This window comes from Inquilinus limosus DSM 16000, from assembly GCF_000423185.1.
Classification (GTDB): domain Bacteria; phylum Pseudomonadota; class Alphaproteobacteria; order DSM-16000; family Inquilinaceae; genus Inquilinus; species Inquilinus limosus.
In genome coordinates this window covers 83,203-103,624 of sequence record NZ_AUHM01000019.1, presented here as the reverse complement: position 1 = coordinate 103,624, position 20,422 = coordinate 83,203, and the positions used below count along the sequence as shown (strand labels likewise).

The 20,422-nt window shown below is 69.1% G+C and carries 16 protein-coding genes; 10 read left to right on the top strand and 6 right to left on the bottom strand.

The window, feature by feature from the left end; all coding sequences use genetic code 11:
- Window positions 1-90: 90 nt before the first annotated feature.
- The 3 genes from glmM to serA all read left to right on the top strand — a co-directional run bounded on the left by glmM (window position 91) and on the right by serA (window position 4,616).
- Window positions 91-1,449 carry a phosphoglucosamine mutase gene (gene glmM, locus G537_RS0117570; protein ID WP_026871236.1) on the top strand — a complete coding sequence of 453 codons (1,359 nt, stop codon included), beginning with the start codon at window positions 91-93 and terminating at the stop codon, window positions 1,447-1,449.
- A 276-nt stretch (window positions 1,450-1,725) separates the two neighbouring features.
- Window positions 1,726-2,910, top strand: coding sequence for a phosphoserine transaminase (locus G537_RS0117565; protein WP_026871235.1), 1,185 nt, complete (start codon window positions 1,726-1,728; stop codon window positions 2,908-2,910).
- Window positions 2,911-3,038: 128 nt separating this feature from the next.
- The gene (gene serA, locus G537_RS0117560; RefSeq protein WP_026871234.1) at window positions 3,039-4,616 is read left to right on the top strand and encodes a phosphoglycerate dehydrogenase; all 1,578 of its coding nucleotides are present in this window, start codon (window positions 3,039-3,041) and stop codon (window positions 4,614-4,616) included.
- Window positions 4,617-4,753: 137 nt separating this feature from the next.
- On the opposite strand, the gene G537_RS0117555 is transcribed toward serA, so the two are convergent.
- From G537_RS0117555 to G537_RS0117540, 4 genes are read right to left on the bottom strand one after another with little or no spacing between them, the layout of a single operon-like run.
- Window positions 4,754-5,695: an ABC transporter substrate-binding protein gene (locus G537_RS0117555; RefSeq protein WP_026871233.1), complete on the bottom strand. Its 942-nt coding sequence runs from the start codon at window positions 5,693-5,695 to the stop codon at window positions 4,754-4,756.
- Between the two features lie 53 nt (window positions 5,696-5,748).
- Entirely contained in the window at window positions 5,749-6,750 is a 1,002-nt protein-coding gene (locus G537_RS0117550; RefSeq protein ID WP_026871232.1) for an ABC transporter permease, read from the bottom strand.
- Window positions 6,747-8,306 (bottom strand): sugar ABC transporter ATP-binding protein, encoded by a 1,560-nt coding sequence (locus tag G537_RS38500; protein ID WP_051248535.1) that lies wholly within the window; start codon window positions 8,304-8,306, stop codon window positions 6,747-6,749. The genes G537_RS0117550 and G537_RS38500 overlap by 4 nt, the downstream gene beginning before the upstream one ends.
- Window positions 8,303-9,328, bottom strand: coding sequence for a LacI family DNA-binding transcriptional regulator (locus tag G537_RS0117540; RefSeq protein ID WP_245579046.1), 1,026 nt, complete (start codon window positions 9,326-9,328; stop codon window positions 8,303-8,305). The genes G537_RS38500 and G537_RS0117540 overlap by 4 nt, the downstream gene beginning before the upstream one ends.
- A 245-nt stretch (window positions 9,329-9,573) precedes the next feature.
- Here G537_RS0117540 and G537_RS38495 point away from each other — a divergent pair, with 245 nt between their 5' ends.
- Window positions 9,574-11,487, top strand: coding sequence for a calcium-binding protein (locus tag G537_RS38495; protein WP_051248533.1), 1,914 nt, complete (start codon window positions 9,574-9,576; stop codon window positions 11,485-11,487).
- A gap of 29 nt (window positions 11,488-11,516) precedes the next feature.
- On the opposite strand, the gene G537_RS38490 is transcribed toward G537_RS38495, so the two are convergent.
- Window positions 11,517-12,164, bottom strand: a complete 648-nt coding sequence (locus G537_RS38490) for a TetR/AcrR family transcriptional regulator (RefSeq protein WP_034852060.1) — start codon at window positions 12,162-12,164, stop codon at window positions 11,517-11,519.
- 150 nt (window positions 12,165-12,314) lie between these two features.
- On the opposite strand from G537_RS38490, the gene G537_RS38485 reads away from it, so the two are divergent.
- Together G537_RS38485 and G537_RS0117520 are read left to right on the top strand one after the other, a co-directional pair.
- Window positions 12,315-13,451 carry an HlyD family secretion protein gene (locus tag G537_RS38485; RefSeq protein WP_051248531.1) on the top strand — a complete coding sequence of 379 codons (1,137 nt, stop codon included), beginning with the start codon at window positions 12,315-12,317 and terminating at the stop codon, window positions 13,449-13,451.
- Window positions 13,452-13,476: 25 nt separating this feature from the next.
- Window positions 13,477-15,081 (top strand): MDR family MFS transporter, encoded by a 1,605-nt coding sequence (locus G537_RS0117520; RefSeq protein WP_026871230.1) that lies wholly within the window; start codon window positions 13,477-13,479, stop codon window positions 15,079-15,081.
- A 45-nt stretch (window positions 15,082-15,126) separates the two neighbouring features.
- On the opposite strand, the gene G537_RS0117515 is transcribed toward G537_RS0117520, so the two are convergent.
- A complete protein-coding gene (locus tag G537_RS0117515; RefSeq protein ID WP_081688874.1) occupies window positions 15,127-15,987 on the bottom strand; it encodes a DUF2189 domain-containing protein in 861 nt (286 codons plus the stop codon).
- 269 nt (window positions 15,988-16,256) lie between these two features.
- On the opposite strand from G537_RS0117515, the gene G537_RS0117510 reads away from it, so the two are divergent.
- From G537_RS0117510 to G537_RS0117495, 4 genes are all read left to right on the top strand, one after another.
- Window positions 16,257-16,646, top strand: coding sequence for a c-type cytochrome (locus tag G537_RS0117510; RefSeq protein ID WP_026871228.1), 390 nt, complete (start codon window positions 16,257-16,259; stop codon window positions 16,644-16,646).
- 357 nt (window positions 16,647-17,003) lie between these two features.
- Window positions 17,004-17,837 (top strand): cytochrome c oxidase subunit II, encoded by an 834-nt coding sequence (locus tag G537_RS0117505; RefSeq protein ID WP_026871227.1) that lies wholly within the window; start codon window positions 17,004-17,006, stop codon window positions 17,835-17,837.
- A gap of 99 nt (window positions 17,838-17,936) precedes the next feature.
- Complete coding sequence (gene ctaD, locus G537_RS0117500) at window positions 17,937-19,700, top strand: cytochrome c oxidase subunit I (protein WP_026871226.1); 1,764 nt, start codon at window positions 17,937-17,939, stop codon at window positions 19,698-19,700.
- A gap of 11 nt (window positions 19,701-19,711) precedes the next feature.
- Window positions 19,712-20,416: a cytochrome c oxidase subunit 3 gene (locus tag G537_RS0117495; protein ID WP_026871225.1), complete on the top strand. Its 705-nt coding sequence runs from the start codon at window positions 19,712-19,714 to the stop codon at window positions 20,414-20,416.
- Window positions 20,417-20,422 lie beyond the last annotated feature (6 nt).

Sequence of the window (20,422 nt, the reverse complement as noted above, 5' to 3'; positions counted from 1 at the left end):
CGATGTGCCACATCGCGCTACGCCGTTCTCCTGCCCTGTCGGCATGTGGCGACGGCGCAGGACGCAACGAGTGTAAGAGATGCGGGCTCAATGACGCGCAAGCTGTTCGGGACCGACGGCATCCGCGGTCGCGCGAATGTCGAGCCGATGACGGCTGAGACGGCGCTGAAGGTGGCGACGGCGGCGGCGGCGCAGTTCCGGCGCGGCGATCATCGCCACCTGGTGGTGATCGGCAAGGACACCCGCCTGTCCGGCTATCTGCTGGAGCCGGCGCTGACCGCGGGCTTCATCGGCGCCGGCATGGACGTCACCCTGGTCGGCCCGATCCCGACCCCGGCCATCGCCATGCTGACCCGGTCGCTGCGCGCCGATCTCGGCGTGATGATCTCGGCCTCGCACAACCCGTTCGAGGACAACGGCATCAAACTGTTCGGCCCGGACGGCTACAAGCTGTCGGACGAGGTCGAGCGCGAGATCGAGGACCGCATCGCCCAGCCGGCCGACGACCAGCTGGCGCCGCCGGCCCGGCTCGGCCGCGCCCGGCGGCTGGACGATGCCTCCGGCCGCTATATCGAATATGCCAAGAACACCTTCCCCAAGGGGCTGCGGCTCGACGGGCTCAAGGTCGTGGTCGACTGCGCCAACGGCGCCGCCTACAAGGTCGCCCCCGCGGTGCTGTGGGAGCTGGGGGCCGAGGTCGTGACCATCGGCGTGTCGCCGGACGGCCTCAACATCAACAAGGGCTGCGGCGCCACCGCGACCGATGTGATGCAGCAGGCGGTGGTGGCGCACGGCGCCCATCTCGGCCTGTCCCTGGACGGCGACGCCGACCGGCTGATCATGGCCGACGAGACCGGCCGCCAGATCGACGGCGACCAGCTGATGGCGATGATCGCGCGCGACTGGCACAGCGGCGGCCGGCTGGCGCAGCCGGCGGTGGCGGCGACGGTGATGTCGAATCTCGGCATGGAGCGGTTCCTGGGCGGGATCGGCCTCGGCCTGATCCGCACCGCAGTCGGCGACCGCTACGTGGTCGAGACGATGCGCGAGCGAGGCCTCAATCTCGGCGGCGAGCAGTCCGGCCACATCGTCATGAGCGACTACGCCACCACCGGCGACGGGCTGATCGCGGCGCTGCAGGTGCTGGCGGTAATCCAGCAGGCCGGCCGGCCGTCCAGCGAGGTGTTCCGGGTGTTCGAGCCGCTGCCGCAGCGGCTGCGCAGCGTCCGCTTCAAGCCGGTGCCGGGGGCGCCGTCCCCGCTGGAGCAGGCGCTGGTGAAGGATGCGATCGCCGCGGCCGAGGCAAGGCTGGGCAAGGACGGCCGCCTGCTGATCCGCAAATCCGGCACCGAGCCGGTGATCCGGGTGATGGCGGAAGGCGAGGACGCGGCGCTGATCGAGAGCCTAGTCGGCGAGATCTGCGCCACGATCGAGACTGCGGCGGCGTAGGCACTGCTCCTGCCTCACAGCGTCATGGCGAGGCGCGGAGCCCCGTGGCCATTCAGGGCCGCTCGCACCGGCCCCTGGATGGCCACACCCCTGCGGGGCTCGCCATGACGGGGCAGGGCAGGGCGGCCCGGTCGAAGCACCCACTTTGCGCAATATTGCGCTGCCTGACCTGCGCCGGACGCTTCACAGATAGCGATTGACGCGGACCCGCCGATCCATATGCTCGGCGGCGGGCCACGTCCCCCCACCGGGACGCTGCTATCTGGAAGGATAGACATGACTGCGAGTGCGCTCGCCCCCACGCCCGGACTCCGTCCGCGCAACCCCAATTTCTCCTCCGGTCCCTGTGCCAAGCGCCCCGGCTGGTCGCTCGAGGCGCTGCAGAATGCCGCCCTCGGCCGGTCGCATCGCGCCGGCATCGGCAAGGCCAAGCTCGCCGACGTCATCGAGCGGTCGAAGCGCGTGCTGCGCATGCCCGCCGACTGGCGCCTGGCCATCGTGCCGGGATCGGACACCGGCGCCGTCGAGATGGCGCTGTGGACCCTGCTCGGCGCCCGCGGCGTCGACCTGCTGGCGTGGGAAAGCTTCGGCGAAGGCTGGGTGACCGACGTGGTCAAGCAGCTGAAGCTGCCGGATGTCCGCACCTTCAAGGCGCCCTATGGGGAGCTGCCGGATCTGGCGCAGGTCGATTTCGACCGCGACGTGGTCCTGACCTGGAACGGCACCACCTCCGGCGTGCGCATGCCGAACGGCGACGCCATCCCGGCCGGCCGCCAGGGCCTGGTGATCTGCGACGCCACCTCGGCCGCCTTCGCCATGGACCTGCCCTGGGACAAGCTCGACGTCGTCACCTGGTCCTGGCAGAAGGTGCTGGGTGGGGAGGGGGCGCACGGCATGCTGGCCCTGTCGCCCCGCGCGGTGGAGCGGCTGGAGAGCCATACCCCGGCCTGGCCGCTGCCGAAGGTGTTCCGCCTGACCTCCAAGGGCAAGCTGGCCGAGGGCCCGTTCAAGGGCGAGACCATCAACACCCCGTCGATGCTGTGCGTCGAGGACGCGATCGACGGCCTCGCCTGGGCCGAGGGGATCGGCGGCCTGGATAAGCTGATCGAGCGGTCGGAGAACAATCTCGCCGCCATCGCCGCCTGGGTCGCGCGCACCCCCTGGGTCGACTTCCTGGCCGCGGATCCGGCGGTCCGCTCCTGCACCTCGATCTGCCTGAAGATCGTCGATCCGGCGGTCACGGCGCTGGATGCCGACGCGCAGGCCGCGGTACCGAAGAAGATCGCCTCGATCCTGGAGAAGGAAGGCGTCGCCTTCGACATCAACGGCTACCGCGACGCGCCCCCGGGCCTGCGCATCTGGGGCGGCGCCACGATCGAGACCGCCGATCTCGAGGCGCTGCTGCCCTGGCTCGACTGGGCCTTCGACCGCGCCCGGGCCGAGCTGAAGCTGGCCGCCTAAACCCTCCCGTTCTTCCCATTGAACCCGTCATCCCCGCGAAAGCGGGGATCTCTTCCGGACAGAGCCGTCCGACGCCATCGAGATTCCCGCGTTCGCGGGAATGACGGGGGATTTCTGGAGCAGATCCGATGCCCAAGGTTCTCATTTCCGACAGCCTGTCCCCGGCCGCCGTCGCCATCTTCCGCGACCGCGGCGTCGAGGTCGACGTTAAGACCGACCTGAAGCCCGAGGAGCTGAAGGCGATCATCGGCCAGTATGACGGCCTCGCCATCCGCTCGGCCACCAAGGTGACCAAGGAGGTGCTGGCCGCCGCGACCAACCTCAAGGTCGTCGGCCGCGCCGGCATCGGCGTCGACAATGTCGACGTCCCGGCCGCCACCCAGCGCGGCGTGGTGGTGATGAACACGCCCTTCGGCAACTCCATCACCACCGCCGAGCACGCCATCGCCATGATGTTCGCGCTGGCCCGGCAGCTGCCGGACGCCAACGCGTCGACCCATGCCGGCAAGTGGGAGAAGTCCCGCTTCATGGGGGTCGAGCTGTTCGGCAAGACGCTCGGCCTGATCGGCTGCGGCAACATCGGCTCGATCGTCGCCGACCGCGCCATCGGGCTGAAGATGAAGGTGATCGCCTACGACCCGTTCCTGTCGCCGGAGCGGGCGCTGGACCTGGGCGTGGAGAAGGTCGAGCTCGACGGGCTGTTCCAGCGCGCCGACTTCATCAGCCTGCACACGCCGCTGACCGACCAGACCCGCAACATCATCGACGCCGCGGCGATCGCCAAGATGAAGCCGGGCGTGCGCATCATCAACTGCGCCCGCGGCGGTCTGATCGTCGAGGAGGACCTGCTGGCGGCGCTGAAGTCCGGCCATGTCGCCGGCGCCGCGCTCGACGTCTTCGCGGTCGAGCCGGCGAAGGAGAGCGCCTTCTTCGGCCTGCCGAACGTGGTCTGCACCCCGCATCTCGGCGCCGCCACCACCGAGGCACAGGAGAATGTGGCGCTGCAGGTGGCCGAGCAGATCTCGGACTTCCTCCTCTCCGGCGCCGTGACCAACGCGCTGAACATGCCGTCGGTGACGGCGGAGGAGGCGCCGAAGCTGAAGCCGTATCTCGCCCTGGTCGAGCAGCTCGGCAGCTTCGCCGGCCAGATCACCGAGACCCGGCTGAAGGCGGTCAACATCACCTATGAAGGCGACGTCGCCCAGCTCAACACCAAGCCGATCACCAGCGTGATCCTGGCCGGGCTGCTGCGGCCGCTGCTGGACAGCGTCAACATGGTGTCGGCGCCGGTGGTGGCGCGCGAATACGACATCGACGTCAGCGAGACCAAGCGCGAGACCTGCGAGGACTACCACACGCTGGTGCGGCTGACGGTGACGACCGAGCGCCAGACCCGGACCGTCGCCGGCTCGCTCTTCGCCGGCACCAAGCCGCGGATCGTCGAGGTCGAGGGCATCGCGCTCGAGGCCGAGGTGGCGCGCAACATGCTGTTCGTGCGCAACGAGGACAAGCCGGGCTTCATCGGCCGCCTCGGCACGGTGCTGGGCGACGCCAAGATCAACATCGCCAACTTCAACCTCGGCCGCCGGCCGGAAGGCGGCAGCGCGCTCGCCCTGGTCTCGGTCGACAGCCCGGTGCCGGAGGAAATCGTCAAGACCGTGCTGGGCCTGCCCAGCGTGGTCCAGGCCAAGGCGCTGAACTTCTGACATGAAAACCCCGGCCTCAGGCCGGGGTTTTCTGTTCCTCGTCATTGCGAGGAGGCGAAGCCGACGAAGCAATCCAGGGGCCACGGCAAACGGCCCTGAATTGCTTCGCTGCGCTCGCAACGACGCGAAGGCCAGCCTCAGAACGGCGAGTCCGGATAGTAGAACTCCTTGGCGTTCTCCTTGGTCACCAGCGTGGCGTCCAGGATGTAGCGGCCGCGGACCGGCAGCTGGTCGTAGAGATGGGCCGCGGTCAGGTCCATGGCGACGGCGACCATGGCCGGCGGGTACAGCACGTCGACCGGGATCATCTTGTCGCCGTCCATCACCTTCTTGACCATGTCCTTCATGCCGGCGCCGCCGACCACGAACTTGATGTCGGTGCGGTTGGCCTGCTGGATCGCCTCCAGCACGCCCACGGCCATGTCGTCGTCCTGGCACCACACGGCGTCGATCTTCGGGTACTTGGCCAGGTAGTCCTGCATCACCTTGAAGGCGTCGTCGCGGCTCCAGTTGCCGAACTGCTTGTCCAGCACCTTGATGCCGCTGCCGGCGATCGCCTCCTCGAAGCCCTTGATCCGCTCCTCGTCGATGACGATCGGCAGGCCGCGGATGACCACCACGTCGCCGGTGCCCAGCGTGTCCTTGATGTACTTGCCGGCGACGCGCCCCAGCTCCGGGTTGTTGCCGGCGACGTAAAGGTCCTGGATCGTCTGGTCGCTCAGCGCCCGGTCGACCACGGTGACGAAGACGCCCTTCTCCTTCACCTGGCGGATCGGGTCGGTCAGCTCGTCGGAATTGTGCGGCAGGGCCACCAGCGCGTCGATGCCCTGGGTGGTCAGGTCCTCCAGCGCATTGGCCTGGGACGCGCCGTCCGGCGAGGTCTTGACGATCACCTTCAGCCCCGGATAGCGGGCCTCCAGCGCCTTCGCCTGCTCCTGCGCGTGGTAGACGACGCCGCCGGTCCAGCCATGGTCGGCGGCAGGGATCGACACGGCGATGGTCTTGCTTTCCTGCGCCTGGGCGCTGCCGATCGCCGCCAACAGGGCCGCGGCGGCCAGGCCCATCAATCTGAAACGCATCAAATTCCTCCCCACAAATCGAGCCTGTTGCGGAACGGGCGGCTCCGGCCCGCTTATGCACCAGGCCGGCGCAGCAGCGACCGCTGCACCAGCATGGCGATGATGATGATGGCGCCCTGTACCGCGCCGATCAGGTATTCGCTGACCAGGTTGGACAGGGTCATGATGTTTCCGACGACCTCGAGGATCAGGGCGCCGCAGATCGTGCCCCAGATCCGGCCGACCCCCCCGCGCAGCGCGGTGCCGCCGACCACCACGGCGGTGATCGCCTGCAGCTCCCACAACAGCCCGGTGGTCGAGGTGGCGGAACCGAGCCGCGGCACATAGACCAGCACGGCCACCGCGACGCAGACGCCCTGGATGACGTAGGTCAGGGTGCGCACCCGGTCGACGGCGATGCCGGAGTAGCGGGCGACGTCCTCGTTCGACCCGACGGCGCGGACATGGCGGCCGAAGGCGGTGCGGTACAGCACGAAGGCGCCGAGCGCGCCGACCGCCAGGATCACCAGGATCGGCACCGGCACGCCGAACACCGTGCCGAAATAGACCGGCCGGTAGAGCGCCCGCAGATCCGACGCCTTCATCGCGATCGAGCCGCCCTCGGCCAGCCAGATCAAGAGGCCGCGGAAGATGCCCATGGTGCCGAGGGTGACGATGAAGGGCTCGATCCGCCCGACCGTGGTGATCAGCCCGTTGCCCAGGCCGCACAGGGCGCCGAGCATGATCGCCGAGGCCATGGCCAGCGCGATCAGGCTGACCCCGTCGCCGAGCGGCGCCGCGTTCATCAGGAGGATCATGGCGCCGGCGACGAAGCCGGACATCGACCCGACCGAGAGGTCGAGCCCGCCCGCGGTGATCACGAAGGTGGCGCCGACCGCGATGATGGCGATGAAGGCGCTGCGCGTGGCCACGTTCAGAAGGTTGTCGGCGCTGAGGAAGTTCGGGTTCAGCAGGGCGCCGACGACGATCAGCACGGCCAGTGCGAAGAACGGCGCGGCGACGCGCAGGTCGAAGCGAAGCCCGCGCGCGGCGGGTGTTGTGGTCGTTGTGCTCATGCCTCCCTCACCGGCACGTCTGCCGCTGTCATTGTCCTCACGCCGGTGGCGTAGGTCACGATCTCCGCCTCGGTCATGGCGCCGCCCGCGACCTCGCCGACGATGCGGCCGGACCGCATCACCAGGATGCGGTGGCACAGGCCGATCAGCTCCTGCATCTCCGAGGAGATGACGATCACCGACTTGCCCTGGGCCGCCAGCTCGGCGACGAAGCGGTAGATCTGCTGCTTGGTGCCGATGTCGATGCCGCGGGTCGGCTCGTCGATCACCACGATCTCCGGCTCCAGCAGCATCATCTTGCCCAGCAGAAGCTTCTGCTGGTTGCCGCCCGAAAGCTGCCCGGCCAGCAGGTCCTTGCGGCGCGTGCGCACGTCGAAGGCAGCAATGGCGCGGTCCAGCTCCTGCCACTCCTTCGCCGTGTCGATCACCGGCCCGCGGGTGAAGCGCTTCAGCGCCGCCAGGGTCAGGTTGATGCGCAGGTCCTGCGCCAGCAAGAGGCCTTTGCCTTTGCGGTCCTCGCTCAGATAGACGATGCCCGCCGCCATGCTGTCGCGCACGGTGGCGAAGCGGACCGGCTTGCCGTCGCGGAAGACCTCGCCATGGGCCGTGCGCAGGCCCAGCACGCCCTCCAGCAGCTCGGTGCGGCCGGCGCCGACCAGCCCGGCGAAGCCCAGGATCTCGCCGCGCCGCAGGACGAAGGACGCGTCCTCGGCATGGCGCGGCACGGTCATGCCGCGGACCTCCAGCACCGGATCGCCGGCCGGGGCGTCGGTGCGCGGCGGATAGAGATTGGCCATGTCGCGGCCGACCATCATCCGCGCCATGTCCAGCGGCTCCAGCTCGGCGGTGGGGCGGGTGCCGACCAGCCGGCCATCGCGCAGCACCGTCACCCGGTCGGCGATCGCCTTCACCTCCGGCAGCCGGTGCGAGACGTAGAGCACGGCCACGCCCTTCTTCCGGATGTCGCGAATGACGCCGAGCAGCGCATCGGTCTCGTGCGAGGTCAGCGACGCCGTCGGCTCGTCGAAGATCACCACGCTGTGGGGCACCAGGAGGGCCCGGGCGATCTGCACCAGCTGGCGCTGCGCGATCGACAGCTGGGCGACGATGGCGGCCGGATCGATCTCCGCCCCCAGCGACCGCACCGCCTCGGCCGCGCGGGCGTTCATGGCGCGGTCGTCGACGCTGAACCCACCGGGCAGGCCTCGCCGCAGCTCGCGCCCCAGGAACAGGTTCTCGGCGACCGTCAGATGCGGCGCCAGCAGGATCTCCTGATGCACCAGCACGATGCCGTGCCGCTCCGCATCCACCGGGCCGGAGAAGCGGATCGGCGCGCCGTCCAGGGTGATGGTGCCGGCGGTCGGCTCCAGATGGCCGGCCAGGATCTTCATCAGCGTCGACTTGCCGGCGCCGTTCTCGCCGATCACGGCATGCACCTCGCCCGGCTGCAGGTCGAAGCCGACATCCTGCAGCACGGCCACGGTGCCGAAGGTCTTGCCGAGGCCCTGGACGGACAGCACCGGCCCGGGGGCGGCGGGGGAGGGGACGGCGGTCATGGCAGGTTGTCCCGGATGAAGATGTCGATCCGGATCCGCTCCTGGTCCGGCACGATCGGCACGCCCTCGCGCAGGGCCAGCAGCACCCGGATGCTGCTGCGCGCCATGTGGCCCGCATCCTGGTTGATGACGGCGTCGATGGTGCCGCGGATCAGGTGGCGGCGGGTGAACTCGGTCAGCTCATGGCCGATGAAGACCACGTCGCGGGCGCGGCCGGTCGCCTCCAGCGCGGCCACCACCCCCTGCTGGCCGCCGCCCACATTGTACAGCCCGACGAGGTCCGGGTTCTCGTCCAGCAGGGTGCGGGCGGCGGCCTCCACCCGGGCGGGGTCGTCGCGGGCCTCGCGCAGCGGCAGCACCTCGAGCTGCGGGTATTCCCGGGCGATGATCTGCTCGAAACCGAATTGCCGCTCGATATGGTCGCGCAGCTGCAGGGAGCCCGCGATCAGCCCGACCTTGCCGCGGCGCGGGTCGAGGAACCGGCCCAGCAGGCTGGCCGCGGTGCGGCCGGCGGCGTGGTTGTCGAGGCCGACATAGTGGCGCCGCTTGGCGCCGGGCAGGTCGGAGACCAGCGTGACCACGATGGTGCCGCGCGCCGCCAGGGCGTTCAGGGCTTCGGCCACCGCCGGATGGTCCAGCGCCACCACGGCGACACCGTCGATCTCCAGCGGCAGAGCCTCCAGCGCCTCGGCCAGGGCCTCGCCGTCGAAGACATCGACCTGCAGGATGTCGATCGCCACCCGCTCGGCCGCGTAGCGGCGGGTGAGGGTGCGGAACTCCCGCTCCAGATTGTCCATGAAGTCGTTGGCGCCGACCGGGAGGATCGCGGTGAAGCGGAAATCGCGCGCCCGGGACAGGCGCGAGGCCAGCCGGTCCGGCTCGTAGTTCAGCCGTTCGACCGCCGCCTTCACGCGGTCGACCATGCGCGCATGGATGCCGGCACGCCCGTTCAGCACGCGATCCACGGTCGCGACGCTGACGCCGGCTTCCCGTGCGACGTCTTGCAGCGTCGTCCTGGCCACGGAAGCCCCTCCCTGGATTGAAGGGATAACATCAAAATTTGAGGAAGGGAAATCAAACCGGGTGAGAAGCGCCCCCGCTTTGCGGTTCGACCCTGGGTTTTCGATATCGTCGTGATCCAGGCGGAATCGAACCGTGTCCCAGCAATTTTTCGCTGGATTCCGCCGCAAAGGTCGCGTTCCTTTCTGCGGCTTCATACCGATCCGTGACGGCGTCGCCGGTCACGATTATGACGGAGATCGTTGGAATGGCGGATTTCATGGGAACGCCGGGCGCGGATTTCTACCCCGGCACGGCCGATGCCGACACGGTCAGCGGCCTCGGCGGCAATGATGTGCTCGGCGGCGCCGGCGGCGACGATACGATCGATGGCGGTGACGGGGACGACCAGGTCACCGGAAACATCGGGAATGACATCCTCCACGGCGGGGCGGACCAGGACACGGTCGACGGCGGCGACGGCAACGACATCCTCAACGGCGATGACGGTGACGATGTCCTCGTCGGGAGGGCAGGGGCCGATGTGCTGAACGGCGGGGCCGGCAGCGACTTTGTCGATTATTTCAGCTCGCCGGCCGCCGTGACCATCGATCTCGGATCGGGCGGCGCCGGGGCCGGCGGCGAGGCCGAAGGCGACACCTATTCGGGCATCGAGAAGCTGAACGGCAGCAATTTCGCCGACCATCTGACGGGCGATGCGGGCGACAACCAGCTCTGGGGCTGGGACGGCGACGACACCCTCTCGGCCGCCGGGGGCGACGACCTCGTCAACGCCGGCTCGGGCGCGGACCGGCTCGCGGGTGGTGACGGCAACGACCAGCTGAACGGGGGGCTCGGCGATGACCGGCTCGACGGCGGCGCCGGGGCCGACCAGCTGGGCGGGCAGGATGGCATCGATACCGCCGACTACACGACCTCGTCCGCGGGGGTCACCATCGACCTGGCGGCCGGCACCGGCAGCGGCGGCGACGCCCAGGGCGATACGCTGGCCAACATCGAGAACATTACCGGCTCCGCCCTCGCCGACCGCCTTTCGGGCAACGCCGGCGCCAATACACTGGATGGCGGCGCGGGTGACGACACGCTTCACGGCGGCGCGGGGGCGGACCAACTGATCGGCGGTGACGGGTCGGATTTCGCGAACTACCAGGGCTCGACGGCGGCGGTGATCGTCGACCTGGCCACCCACACCGCCAACGGCGGCGACGCCGAGGGTGACACGCTCACCGGCATCGAGAATCTCTACGGCTCGAGCCATGACGACAGCCTGACCGGCGATGGAGGCCGCAACATCCTGGGTGGTGAGCTCGGCAACGACACGCTCGTCGGCAATGGCGGCGACGACGCGCTCTCGGGCGAGGACGGCGACGACGGCCTCGACGGCGGCGACGGCGCCGACCGTCTCGTCGGCGGCGGCGGGTTCGACGCCATCCATGGCGGCACCGGCAACGACTCGGTCGACGCCGGGCTCGGCAGCGACGAGGTCTTCGGCGAGGCCGGCCACGACAATGTCTATGGCGGTGTGGGCGACGACACGATCGACGGCGGTGACGGCAACGACATCATCGAAGGTGCCGCCGGGGCGGACACGATCATCGGCGCGGCCGGCATCGACACGGCCGTCTACGCCGGCTCTGCCGGGGCGGTGTCGGTCGACCTGGCGACCGGCGCGATGTCGGGTGGCGATGCTGCGGGCGATACGCTGAGCGGGATCGAACAGGTGCAGGGCTCCGGCTTCAACGACACGCTGACCGGCGACGACAATGCCAACACCCTCTGGGGCATAGCCGGCGATGACGTCCTCACCGGCGGCGGCGGCGCTGACGTGCTGAAGGGCGGGGCCGGCAACGATCGCTTCGTCTACACCAGCACCACCGAGAGCACCGTGGCCGGGTCGGGCAAAGACACGATCGCGGACTTCGCCATGGGTGACAGGATCGACCTCTCGGCGATCGACGCGGACGGCAACGTTGGGAACGGCGACACCGCCTTCACCTTCGGCACCGGCGGCTTCGGCGGCTTCGCGGGCGAGCTGCGGGTCGTCGATTTCGGCGACGGCCGCCAGGGCGTCTATCTGGATGTGAACGGAGACAAGCAGCCGGATTCGATCATTACCGTCCTGTCCGATCACGCCCTGACGGCGGCGGATTTCGTGCTGTGAGGCCGTAGCCCCACGGCGGCCGCGGGCGCCTAGCGCGGCACCAAGCTGCCGCGCAGGAAGATCTCGACCGCCTCGTCGACCCGGCGGTCGATCTCCTCCTGCGTCGGCAGTGGGGCGACGCCGAGCGTGGTGGCGCGCAGCGGCTCCGCGATCACCATTGAGATCAGCATCCGCGCCGTGTCCATGCCGCCGTCGAAACGCAGCACGCCGTGCCGGTGCTGCGCCTGCAGCCAGTCCGCCAGCGCCTCCGCGTTGCGCACCGGCCCGGCCTGGTAGAAGGCCTTCGCCATCTCCGGGAAGCGCAGGGCCTCGGCATGGACCAGGCGGTTCAGCGCCACCGTCTCCTCCGACAGCACCAGCCGCGCCAGCTCCTGCAGGAACTGGCGCAACGCCTGCTCCGCCGCCGCCGGGTCGGGGCCGGCATCGCGCCCGATCGGCGACCGCAGCGCTTCCGACCGCGCATCGATCACCGCCTCCAGCAGCTGCTCCTTGGTGTCGACGAAGCGGTAGATCGTCTTCTTCGACACGCCGGCCGCCTGCGCCACCGCCTCCATGCTGGTGCCGCCGAAGCCCTGGGCCAGGAAGATCCGGGTCGCCGCCGCCAGGATCAGGCGCTTCGTCTCCTCGTCGCTGCGCAGCGGTGGACGGCCGCGCGGCCGTTTCGGCGTTTCCTGCATGTCTGGCCCCTCGGTCGCGCATTTGCGCAATCAACCCGCATCTCCCATCTTTTGCTGGAAACCGTCAAGTTTCCTAAATCGCCTGAACGTTCCCGCCGCCTTTTGAAGTCGGCCGGCGACCGGCGGTTTCGGCTTTGGAGGGCAACAGCCATGACGCACCAGGTTCAGCCGGCCCAGCTCCGCACCGCGCCGGCGCCGGACGCCAGCGAGACCGTGCCGGCCGCGCCGGCGACCCCGCGCCGCCGCTTCGGGCGCAAGGCGCTGCTGCTGCCGCTCGGGGTCGTCGTCCTGGCCGGCGCCGCCTGGTTCGGCTGGAACTGGTGGACCGTCGGCCGATTTCTCGAATCGACTGACGACGCCTATGTGAAGGCGGACTCGACCATCATCGCGCCGAAGGTCTCCGGCTACATCGCCGAGGTCCTGGTGCAGGACAACCAAGCGGTCACGGCGGGCCAACCGCTGGCCCGGATCGACGACCGCGACTATGCCGTGGCGCTGGACCGGGCCAAGGCCGATGTCCTGGCCGCCCAGGCCGATGTCGCCAATGCCGAGGCCGCGATCCAGCAGCAGGCGGCGGCGATCGACCAGGCCCGCGCCACCGTCGGGGTGGACCAGGCGGCGGTGACCTTCGCCCAGCAGCAATTCGACCGCTACACGGCGCTGGCCAAGACCGGCAACGGCAGCGTCCAGCAGGCGCAGCAGGTCACCTCCAACCTGCAGTCGGCGACCGCCACGCTGCAGCGCGACCAGGCGGCGGTGACCGCGGCCGAGAAGCAGCTTGACGTGCTGCGCGCCCAGCTGGAGAAGGCGAAGGCCGCGCTCGCGGCCGACCAGGCGGCGCAGCGCCAGGCCGAGCTCAACCTCGGCTACACCACCATCACCGCTCCGGTGGCCGGCACGATCGGCAACCGCAGCCTGCGGGTCGGGCAGTATGTCCAGGCCGGCACCCAGCTGATGGCTGTGGTGCCGCTGGCCGAGACCTATGTCGTCGCCAACTTCAAGGAGACGCAGCTGACCGACGTGCATCTGGGCCAGCCGGTCGACATCTCGGTCGACACCTATCCGGACGCCGAGATCCACGGCCATGTCGACAGCCTGTCCCCGGCCAGCGGCCAGGAATTCGCCCTGCTGCCGCCGGACAACGCCACCGGCAACTTCACCAAGATCGTCCAGCGCATCCCGGTGAAGATCGTGCTCGACCGCGACGAGCCGCTGGCGGGCCAGCTGCGCCCCGGAATGTCGGTGATCGCCACGATCGATACCAAGGACGCCGCCGCGGCGCATTGAGCGCCGCGGCCGGAGGGCCACAGCCATGTCTTCCCCCAGCGTTGCCGCCGGCGCCCCGCCGGCCGGGCCTGCCGCCGGCTCCGCCGACCGCGCCAGCCTGACCACCTGGATCTCGGTCTTCTCCGGCCTGCTCGGCGCCTTCATGGCGGTGCTGAACATCCAGATCACCAACGCCTCGCTGCCGCAGATCGAGGGCGGCATCGGCACCGGCGTGGACAACGGCGCCTGGATCTCGACCTCCTATCTGATCGGCGAGATCATCGTCATCCCGCTGACCGCCTATCTCAGCCAGGTCTTCTCCTTCCGCCGCTTCCTGCTGGTCAACACCGCGCTGTTCCTGGTGTTCTCGGTGGCCTGCGCCTTCGCCGCCAATCTCGGCGAGATGATCCTGCTGCGCGGCATCCAGGGCTTCACCGGCGGCGTGCTGATCCCGATGGCGTTCACGCTGGTGATGACCAGGCTGCCGCTGGCGCAGCGGCCGATGGGCATGGCGCTGTTCGCCATCACCGCCACCTTCGCGCCGGCGATCGGCCCGACCATCGGCGGCTGGCTGACCGACAATTACGGCTGGCAGTACATCTTCTACATCAACCTGGTGCCGGGCGCCTTCATGCTGGCCGGGCTGGCCGCGACGCTGGAGCGCGAGCCGATGCGGCTTCACCTGCTGAAGGAGGGCGACTGGCTCGGCATCGGCACCATGGCGATCGGCCTGGCGGCGCTGCAGACGGTGCTGGAGGAGGGCAACAAGAACGACTGGTTCGGGTCGCCCTTCATCGTCCGGCTGACCGCGGTCGCCATCGTCTTCCTGTCGCTGTTCCTGTGGATCGAGCTGAAGGTGGCGAAGAAGCCGGCGGTCGATCTCCGCCTGCTGACGCGGCGGAACTTCGGCTTCGGCACCCTGGCGAACGTCTTCCTCGGCTTCGCCCTCTACGGCGCCGCCTATCTGCTGCCGCAGTACCTGGCCCAGGTCCAGGGCTACGACTCCGAGCAGATCGGCATGGTGGTGGCCTGGACCGGCCTGCCGCAGCTGCTGATCATCCCACTGGTGCCGATGCTGATGGGGCGGATGGATGCGCGCTGGCTGGTGGCCGGGGGGCTGCTGGTCTTCGCCGGCAGCTGCTTCATGAACACGCATATGTCGCTGGTCTACGGCAGCGACCAGCTGTGGCTGCCGAACATCGTCCGCGCCCTCGGCCAGGCGGTGGTGATGGCGCCGCTCTCGGCCATCGCCATGGCCGGCATCGCCCGGCACGAATCCGCCGCGGCCTCGGGCCTGTTCAACATGCTGCGCAACCTCGGCGGCGCCTTCGGCACGGCGCTGCTGGGCACCATCGTGACCAAGCGCGAGCAGTACCACTCCAACATCATCGGCCAGTCGGTGACGCTGTTCCGGGAGGAGACGCGGGCGCGGATCGACCAGCTGACCCAGTATTTCCTGTCGAGCGGCGTGTCCGACCCGGCCACCGCCAAGCACCAGGCGGTGATCGCCATCGGCAAGACCGTGCGGGCGCAGTCGCTGGTGATGGGCTTCAGCGATACCTTCGCCGTGCTGGGCGTGATCCTGCTGGCCTCGGCCGCCTGCGTCTTCGTCATGCGGAAGGGGGCCGGCGGCGGAGGCGGAGGGCATTGACCCCGCGTCCGGCCGCCAGCTCAGGCCGGCGGCCGGGCAGGGGGATCAATTCACCAGCTTGCGGTACAGGTGCCAGGTGGCGTGGCCGAGCACCGGCATGACCACGATCAGCCCGACGAAAAGCGGGATCGAGCCGACCACGAGGCCGGCGGCGACGATCAGGCCCCAGGCCGCCATCGGGATCGGGTTCGCCGCGACGGCGCGGATCGAGGTCCAGATCGCGGTGTCGGCGCCGACGTCGCGGTCCAGCAGCAGCGGGAAGGACACCACGCCGATCGCCATCGCCGCGACGGCGAAGACGAAGCCGATGCCGCAGCCGACGACGATCATCGTCCAGCCGGCCGAGGTGCCGAACACGTCGCCCAGGAACAACCCGAGCGACTCGGGCTCGCCCGGGCCGAGGGTGTTGTTGTAGATGACCCAGGCCAGGAACATCCACAGCACGAAGATCGCCGCCAGGATCGCGCCGACCATCAGGATCACGCCGAAGCGGGGCGTGCGCAGCACGTCGAAGGCGGCGCCCCAGCTGCACGGCTGGCCCATCTCCCGCCGCCGGCTCATCTCGTACAGGCCGATCGCGGCGAAGGGGCCGATCAGGGCGAAGCCCGAGGCCAGCGGGAACAGCAGCGGGATCATGTCCTGCCCGACCATGGCCCGGGCCAGCACCAGGCCGACCACCGGGTAGATCAGGCACAGATACAGCACGTCGGTGCGGTAATGGCCGAAATCCTCGAGGCCCTTGGCCAGGGCGTCGCGCAGATCGGCCAGGCCGATGCGGTGCACCGCCGGGGCCAGGGCATTCGGATTCTCCTCGGCGTGGAACACGGTCCGGCTGCCGGAGCGCACGGCGTGCCCGCCGAATTTGAGCTGGTCCGCTCCCCATTCCAGGGGGTTTCGGATGGTCATGTCCGTTCCTCCCGAACTTGGTTCGAGGGTGGCCCGCGTCGACCGTGGCACTGCGACCGGCATGGCCGCCGGTCACGCCCGCCGCGACCCGCCATGGACCAAAGTATAACCCGGATGCGACATTCCGTCCCCTGTCATTCTCGACACGATTCTCGTCCGGAACGATTCGCAGCGGCGCCGGCCGCGTGCGCGGGCCTTGAAGCCCGCGGCCGAAAGCCGGAGTATCTGGGCGGCGGCAACGCCCCGATCCCAGCAGGAGGAATGCGGTGATGATGCGTTCGACCCTGATCGCGGCCCTGGCCCTCGCGGCCCTGACCACGAGCGCCCGGGCGGATGGCGACCCGGCGGCGGGCGAGAAGGTGTTCCAGCAGTGCCGGGCCTGCCACCAGGTCGGCGAAACCGCCAAGAACGGCGTCGGGCCCAAGTTGAACGGGCTGTTCGGCCGCCATTCCGGCTCGGTCGAGGGCTACAACTATTCCGAGGCCAACAAGAACTCCGGCATCACCTGGGACGAGGCGGTGTTCCGCGAATACATCAAGGCCCCGCGGACCAAGATTCCCGGCACCAAGATGGCCTATGTCGGCCTGAAGAACGACAAGCAGATCGACGACCTGATCGCCTTCCTCAAGCAGTACGACGCCGACGGCAAGAAGAAGTGAGCGGGCAGGGGCGCCGGCTGCTGCCCGACATCGGTTGACAACGCAGCGCCCCGCCACGCATCATCGATCTACAGGCCAAGGCCGGACAAGTCCGAAGCGGTAGGGTCGTCCTCGCGTCGACCGTGATGCGGGACGGCCCGGGCCGAGGAAAGAAGCCGGCCGGCCTCGACGAGTGCGAAGGCCGCCATCGATGAAGATGTGGCCACCATCAGGGGGAGACCGCCGCGCCGGCCACACGGGCCGGGGTGCAGGACGCCCCCGCGCTGTGCCGCATCCCCATCCCACCCGAAACCGACCTCGGCTCCGATCCCGGCCTTTCTCGTCCGTGCAACCGCATCAAGACGGGGATGACCGGAGATGAAGACCGCGCTCGTCCTGGTTCTGGTCGCCGTGGGCTCGGTGGTGTTCCACCTGCTGAGCCCGTGGTGGTGGACGCCGATCGCCTCCAACTGGCACTACATCGACGGCACCATCGAGATCACCTTCTGGATCACGGGTGTCGTGTTCACCGCGATCGTCCTGTTCATCGCCTATTGCGTCTGGCGCTTCCGCCACCGCGAGGGCAACGTCGCCGACTACAAGCCGGAGAACAAGCGGCTGGAGGGCTGGCTGACGGTCGCCACCGCGGTCGGCGTCATCGCCATGCTGGCGCCCGGCCTCGTGGTCTGGGCCCAGTTCGTCACCGTGCCGGACGACGCGGCCGAGGTCGAGGTGCTGGGCCAGCAATGGCAATGGGCCTACCGGCTGCCGGGCCAGGACGGCAAGCTGGGCACGGCCTCGACCGAGGCGGTGACGCCGGAGAACCCGTTCGGCATCCATGCCGACGATCCCGCCGGCCAGGACGATGTGCTGATCCAGGGCGGCGACCTGCATCTGCCGGTCGACAAGCCGGTCAAGATCCTGCTGCGCGCCACCGACGTGCTGCACGACTTCTACGTGCCGCAGTTCCGGGCGAAGATGGACATGATCCCGGGCTCGGTCACCTACTACTGGTTCACCCCGACCCGGACCGGCAGCTTCGAGGTGCTGTGCGCCGAGCTGTGCGGGGTCGGCCATCCCTACATGCGCGGCATCGTCATGGTCGACGCCCAGCCCGACTACGACGCCTGGCTGGCGCAGCAGACCACCTTCTCCCAGGTCTCGGCCGCGTCGCCGCCGCCGGGGGCCAGCGAGGTGGCGGCCGTGAACTGATCCGGCCCCCGCCGAAGGGGAGGGGGCAGGAGGGAGCATCGTACGGCCGGGCCGATCCCCGTCGAGCCCCGGCCGGGGAGGAAGCAGGAGGACACGCCCATGGTGGACGTCATCCGCGAACCCGTCGAACCGGTCCCGCCGGCCGAGGTGCCCGACGTCGAGCTGTACCATCCGAAGAGCTGGCTCACGACCTGGGTGTTCTCGCAGGACGCCAAGGTCATCGCCATCCAGTATGCCGGGACGGCGCTGGCGATCGGCTTCGTCGCGCTGGTCCTGTCCTGGATGATGCGGCTGCAACTGGCCTTCCCGGAGGTCTTCCCGTTCATCGACGCCAACGGCTACTACCAGTTCATCACCATGCACGGGATGATCATGGTGATCTACCTGCTGACGGCGCTGTTCCTGGGCGGCTTCGGCAACTACCTGATCCCGCTGATGCTCGGCGCGCGGGACATGGTGTTCCCCTACGTCAACATGCTGAGCTACTGGATCTACCTGCTGGCCGTGCTGGTGCTGGTGGCGAGCTTCTTCGTCCCCGGCGGGCCGACCGGGGCCGGCTGGACCCTGTACCCGCCGCAGGCGATCATGTCCGGCACCCCCGGCGGCCGCGACCTGGGCATCATCCTAATGCTGGCGTCGCTGATCCTGTTCATCATCGGCTTCACCATGGGCGGGCTGAACTACGTCGTCACCGTGCTGCAGGGGCGCACGCGCGGGATGACGCTGATGCGGATGCCGCTGACGGTGTGGGGCATCTTCACCGCCACGATCATGGCCCTCTTGGCCTTCCCGGCGCTGTTCGTCGCCTGCGTGATGATGCTGATCGACCGGCTGCTCGGCACCAGCTTCTTCATGCCGGCCCTGGTCGAGATGGGCGAGCAGCTGAAATACGGCGGCGGCAGCCCGATCCTGTTCCAGCACCTGTTCTGGTTCTTCGGCCATCCGGAGGTCTACATCGTCGCCCTGCCGGCCTTCGGCATCGTCTCCGACCTGATCAGCACCCACGCGCGCAAGAACATCTTCGGCTACCGCATGATGGTGTGGGCGATCGTCGCCATCGGCGCCCTCAGCTTCGTGGTCTGGGCGCACCACATGTATGTCAGCGGCATGCACCCGTATTTCGGGTTCTTCTTCGCCACCACGACGCTGATCATCGCCATCCCGACGGCGATCAAGGTCTACAACTGGATCCTGACGCTGTGGCGCGGCGACATCCACCTGACGGCGCCGATGCTGTTCGCCATCGCCTTCATCGTCACCTTCGTCAATGGCGGGCTGACCGGGCTGTTCCTCGGCAATGTCGTGGTCGACGTGCCGCTGTCCGACACCATGTTCGTGGTCGCCCATTTCCACATGGTGATGGGGGTGGCGCCGATCTTCGTGATCTTCGGCGCGATCTATCACTGGTACCCGAAGATCACCGGGCGGATGCTCGACGACACCATGGGCAAGATCCATTTCTGGGTCAGCTTCATCGGCGCCTACGCGATCTTCTTCCCGATGCACTATATCGGGCTGATCGGCGTGCCGCGGCGCTACTACGAGATCGGCGAGACCGCCTTCGTCCCGGCCTCGGCCCATGATCTGAACGTCTTCATCACCGTCGCGGCGCTGATCGTCGGCGCCGCCCAGCTGCTGTTCCTGTTCAACCTGATCTGGAGCCTGCGGCGGGGCCGCGAGGCCGGCGGCAACCCGTGGCGGGCGACCACGCTCGAATGGCAGACGCCGACCACCCCGCCGCCGCACGGCAACTGGGGCCGCGAGCTGCCGGTGGTCTATCGCTGGGCCTATGACTACAGCGTGCCCGGGGCGGCGCAGGACTTCCTGCCGCAGAACATGCCCCGCACCACGCCGACGGGCTGAGGGAGCCGGCCATGATCGTCGTCACCCTGTTCATGCTGGCGGTCGCGGCGGTCGCGCTGTGGTGGCTGGCCCGCCAGGGGCTGACGGCGAAGCCGTGGCTGGAGGAGAGCACGGCCGGCAACGTGCCGGCCACCGGCGCCTCGCTGCAGCCCACCGCCAAGATCGGGCTCGGCGTGTTCCTGACCGTCGCCGGGGCGCTGTTCGCGCTGATGATCAGCGCCTATGCCATGCGCATGGCGATGCCCGACTGGCGGTCGCTGCCGGTGCCGGCGCTGCTGTGGGTCAACACCGCGGCCCTCGTGGTCAGCAGCGCCGCCCTGCAATGCGCCCAGGGCGCCGCCCGGCGGCACGAGCTGGCGGATGTCCGCACCGGCCTCCTGGCCGGCGGCGCGGCGGCGCTGGTGTTCCTGGTCGGCCAGCTCCTGGCCTGGCAGCAGCTGCATCTGCTGGGCTATTTCCTGGCCACCAACCCGGCCAATTCCTTCTTCTACCTGGTCACCGCGGTGCACGGCGCGCATGTGCTGGGCGGCCTCGTCGCCCTGGCGCGCACTGGTGTCCGGGCCTGGCGTGACGACGAGCCCGGGCGGCTGCGCCTGAGCGTCGAGCTGTGCACGCTGTACTGGCATTTCCTGCTGCTGGTCTGGCTGATCCTGCTCGCCCTCCTGACCGGATGGGCGGGCCGCTTCGCCGAGATCTGCCAGCGATTGCTGAGCTAGGGGAGG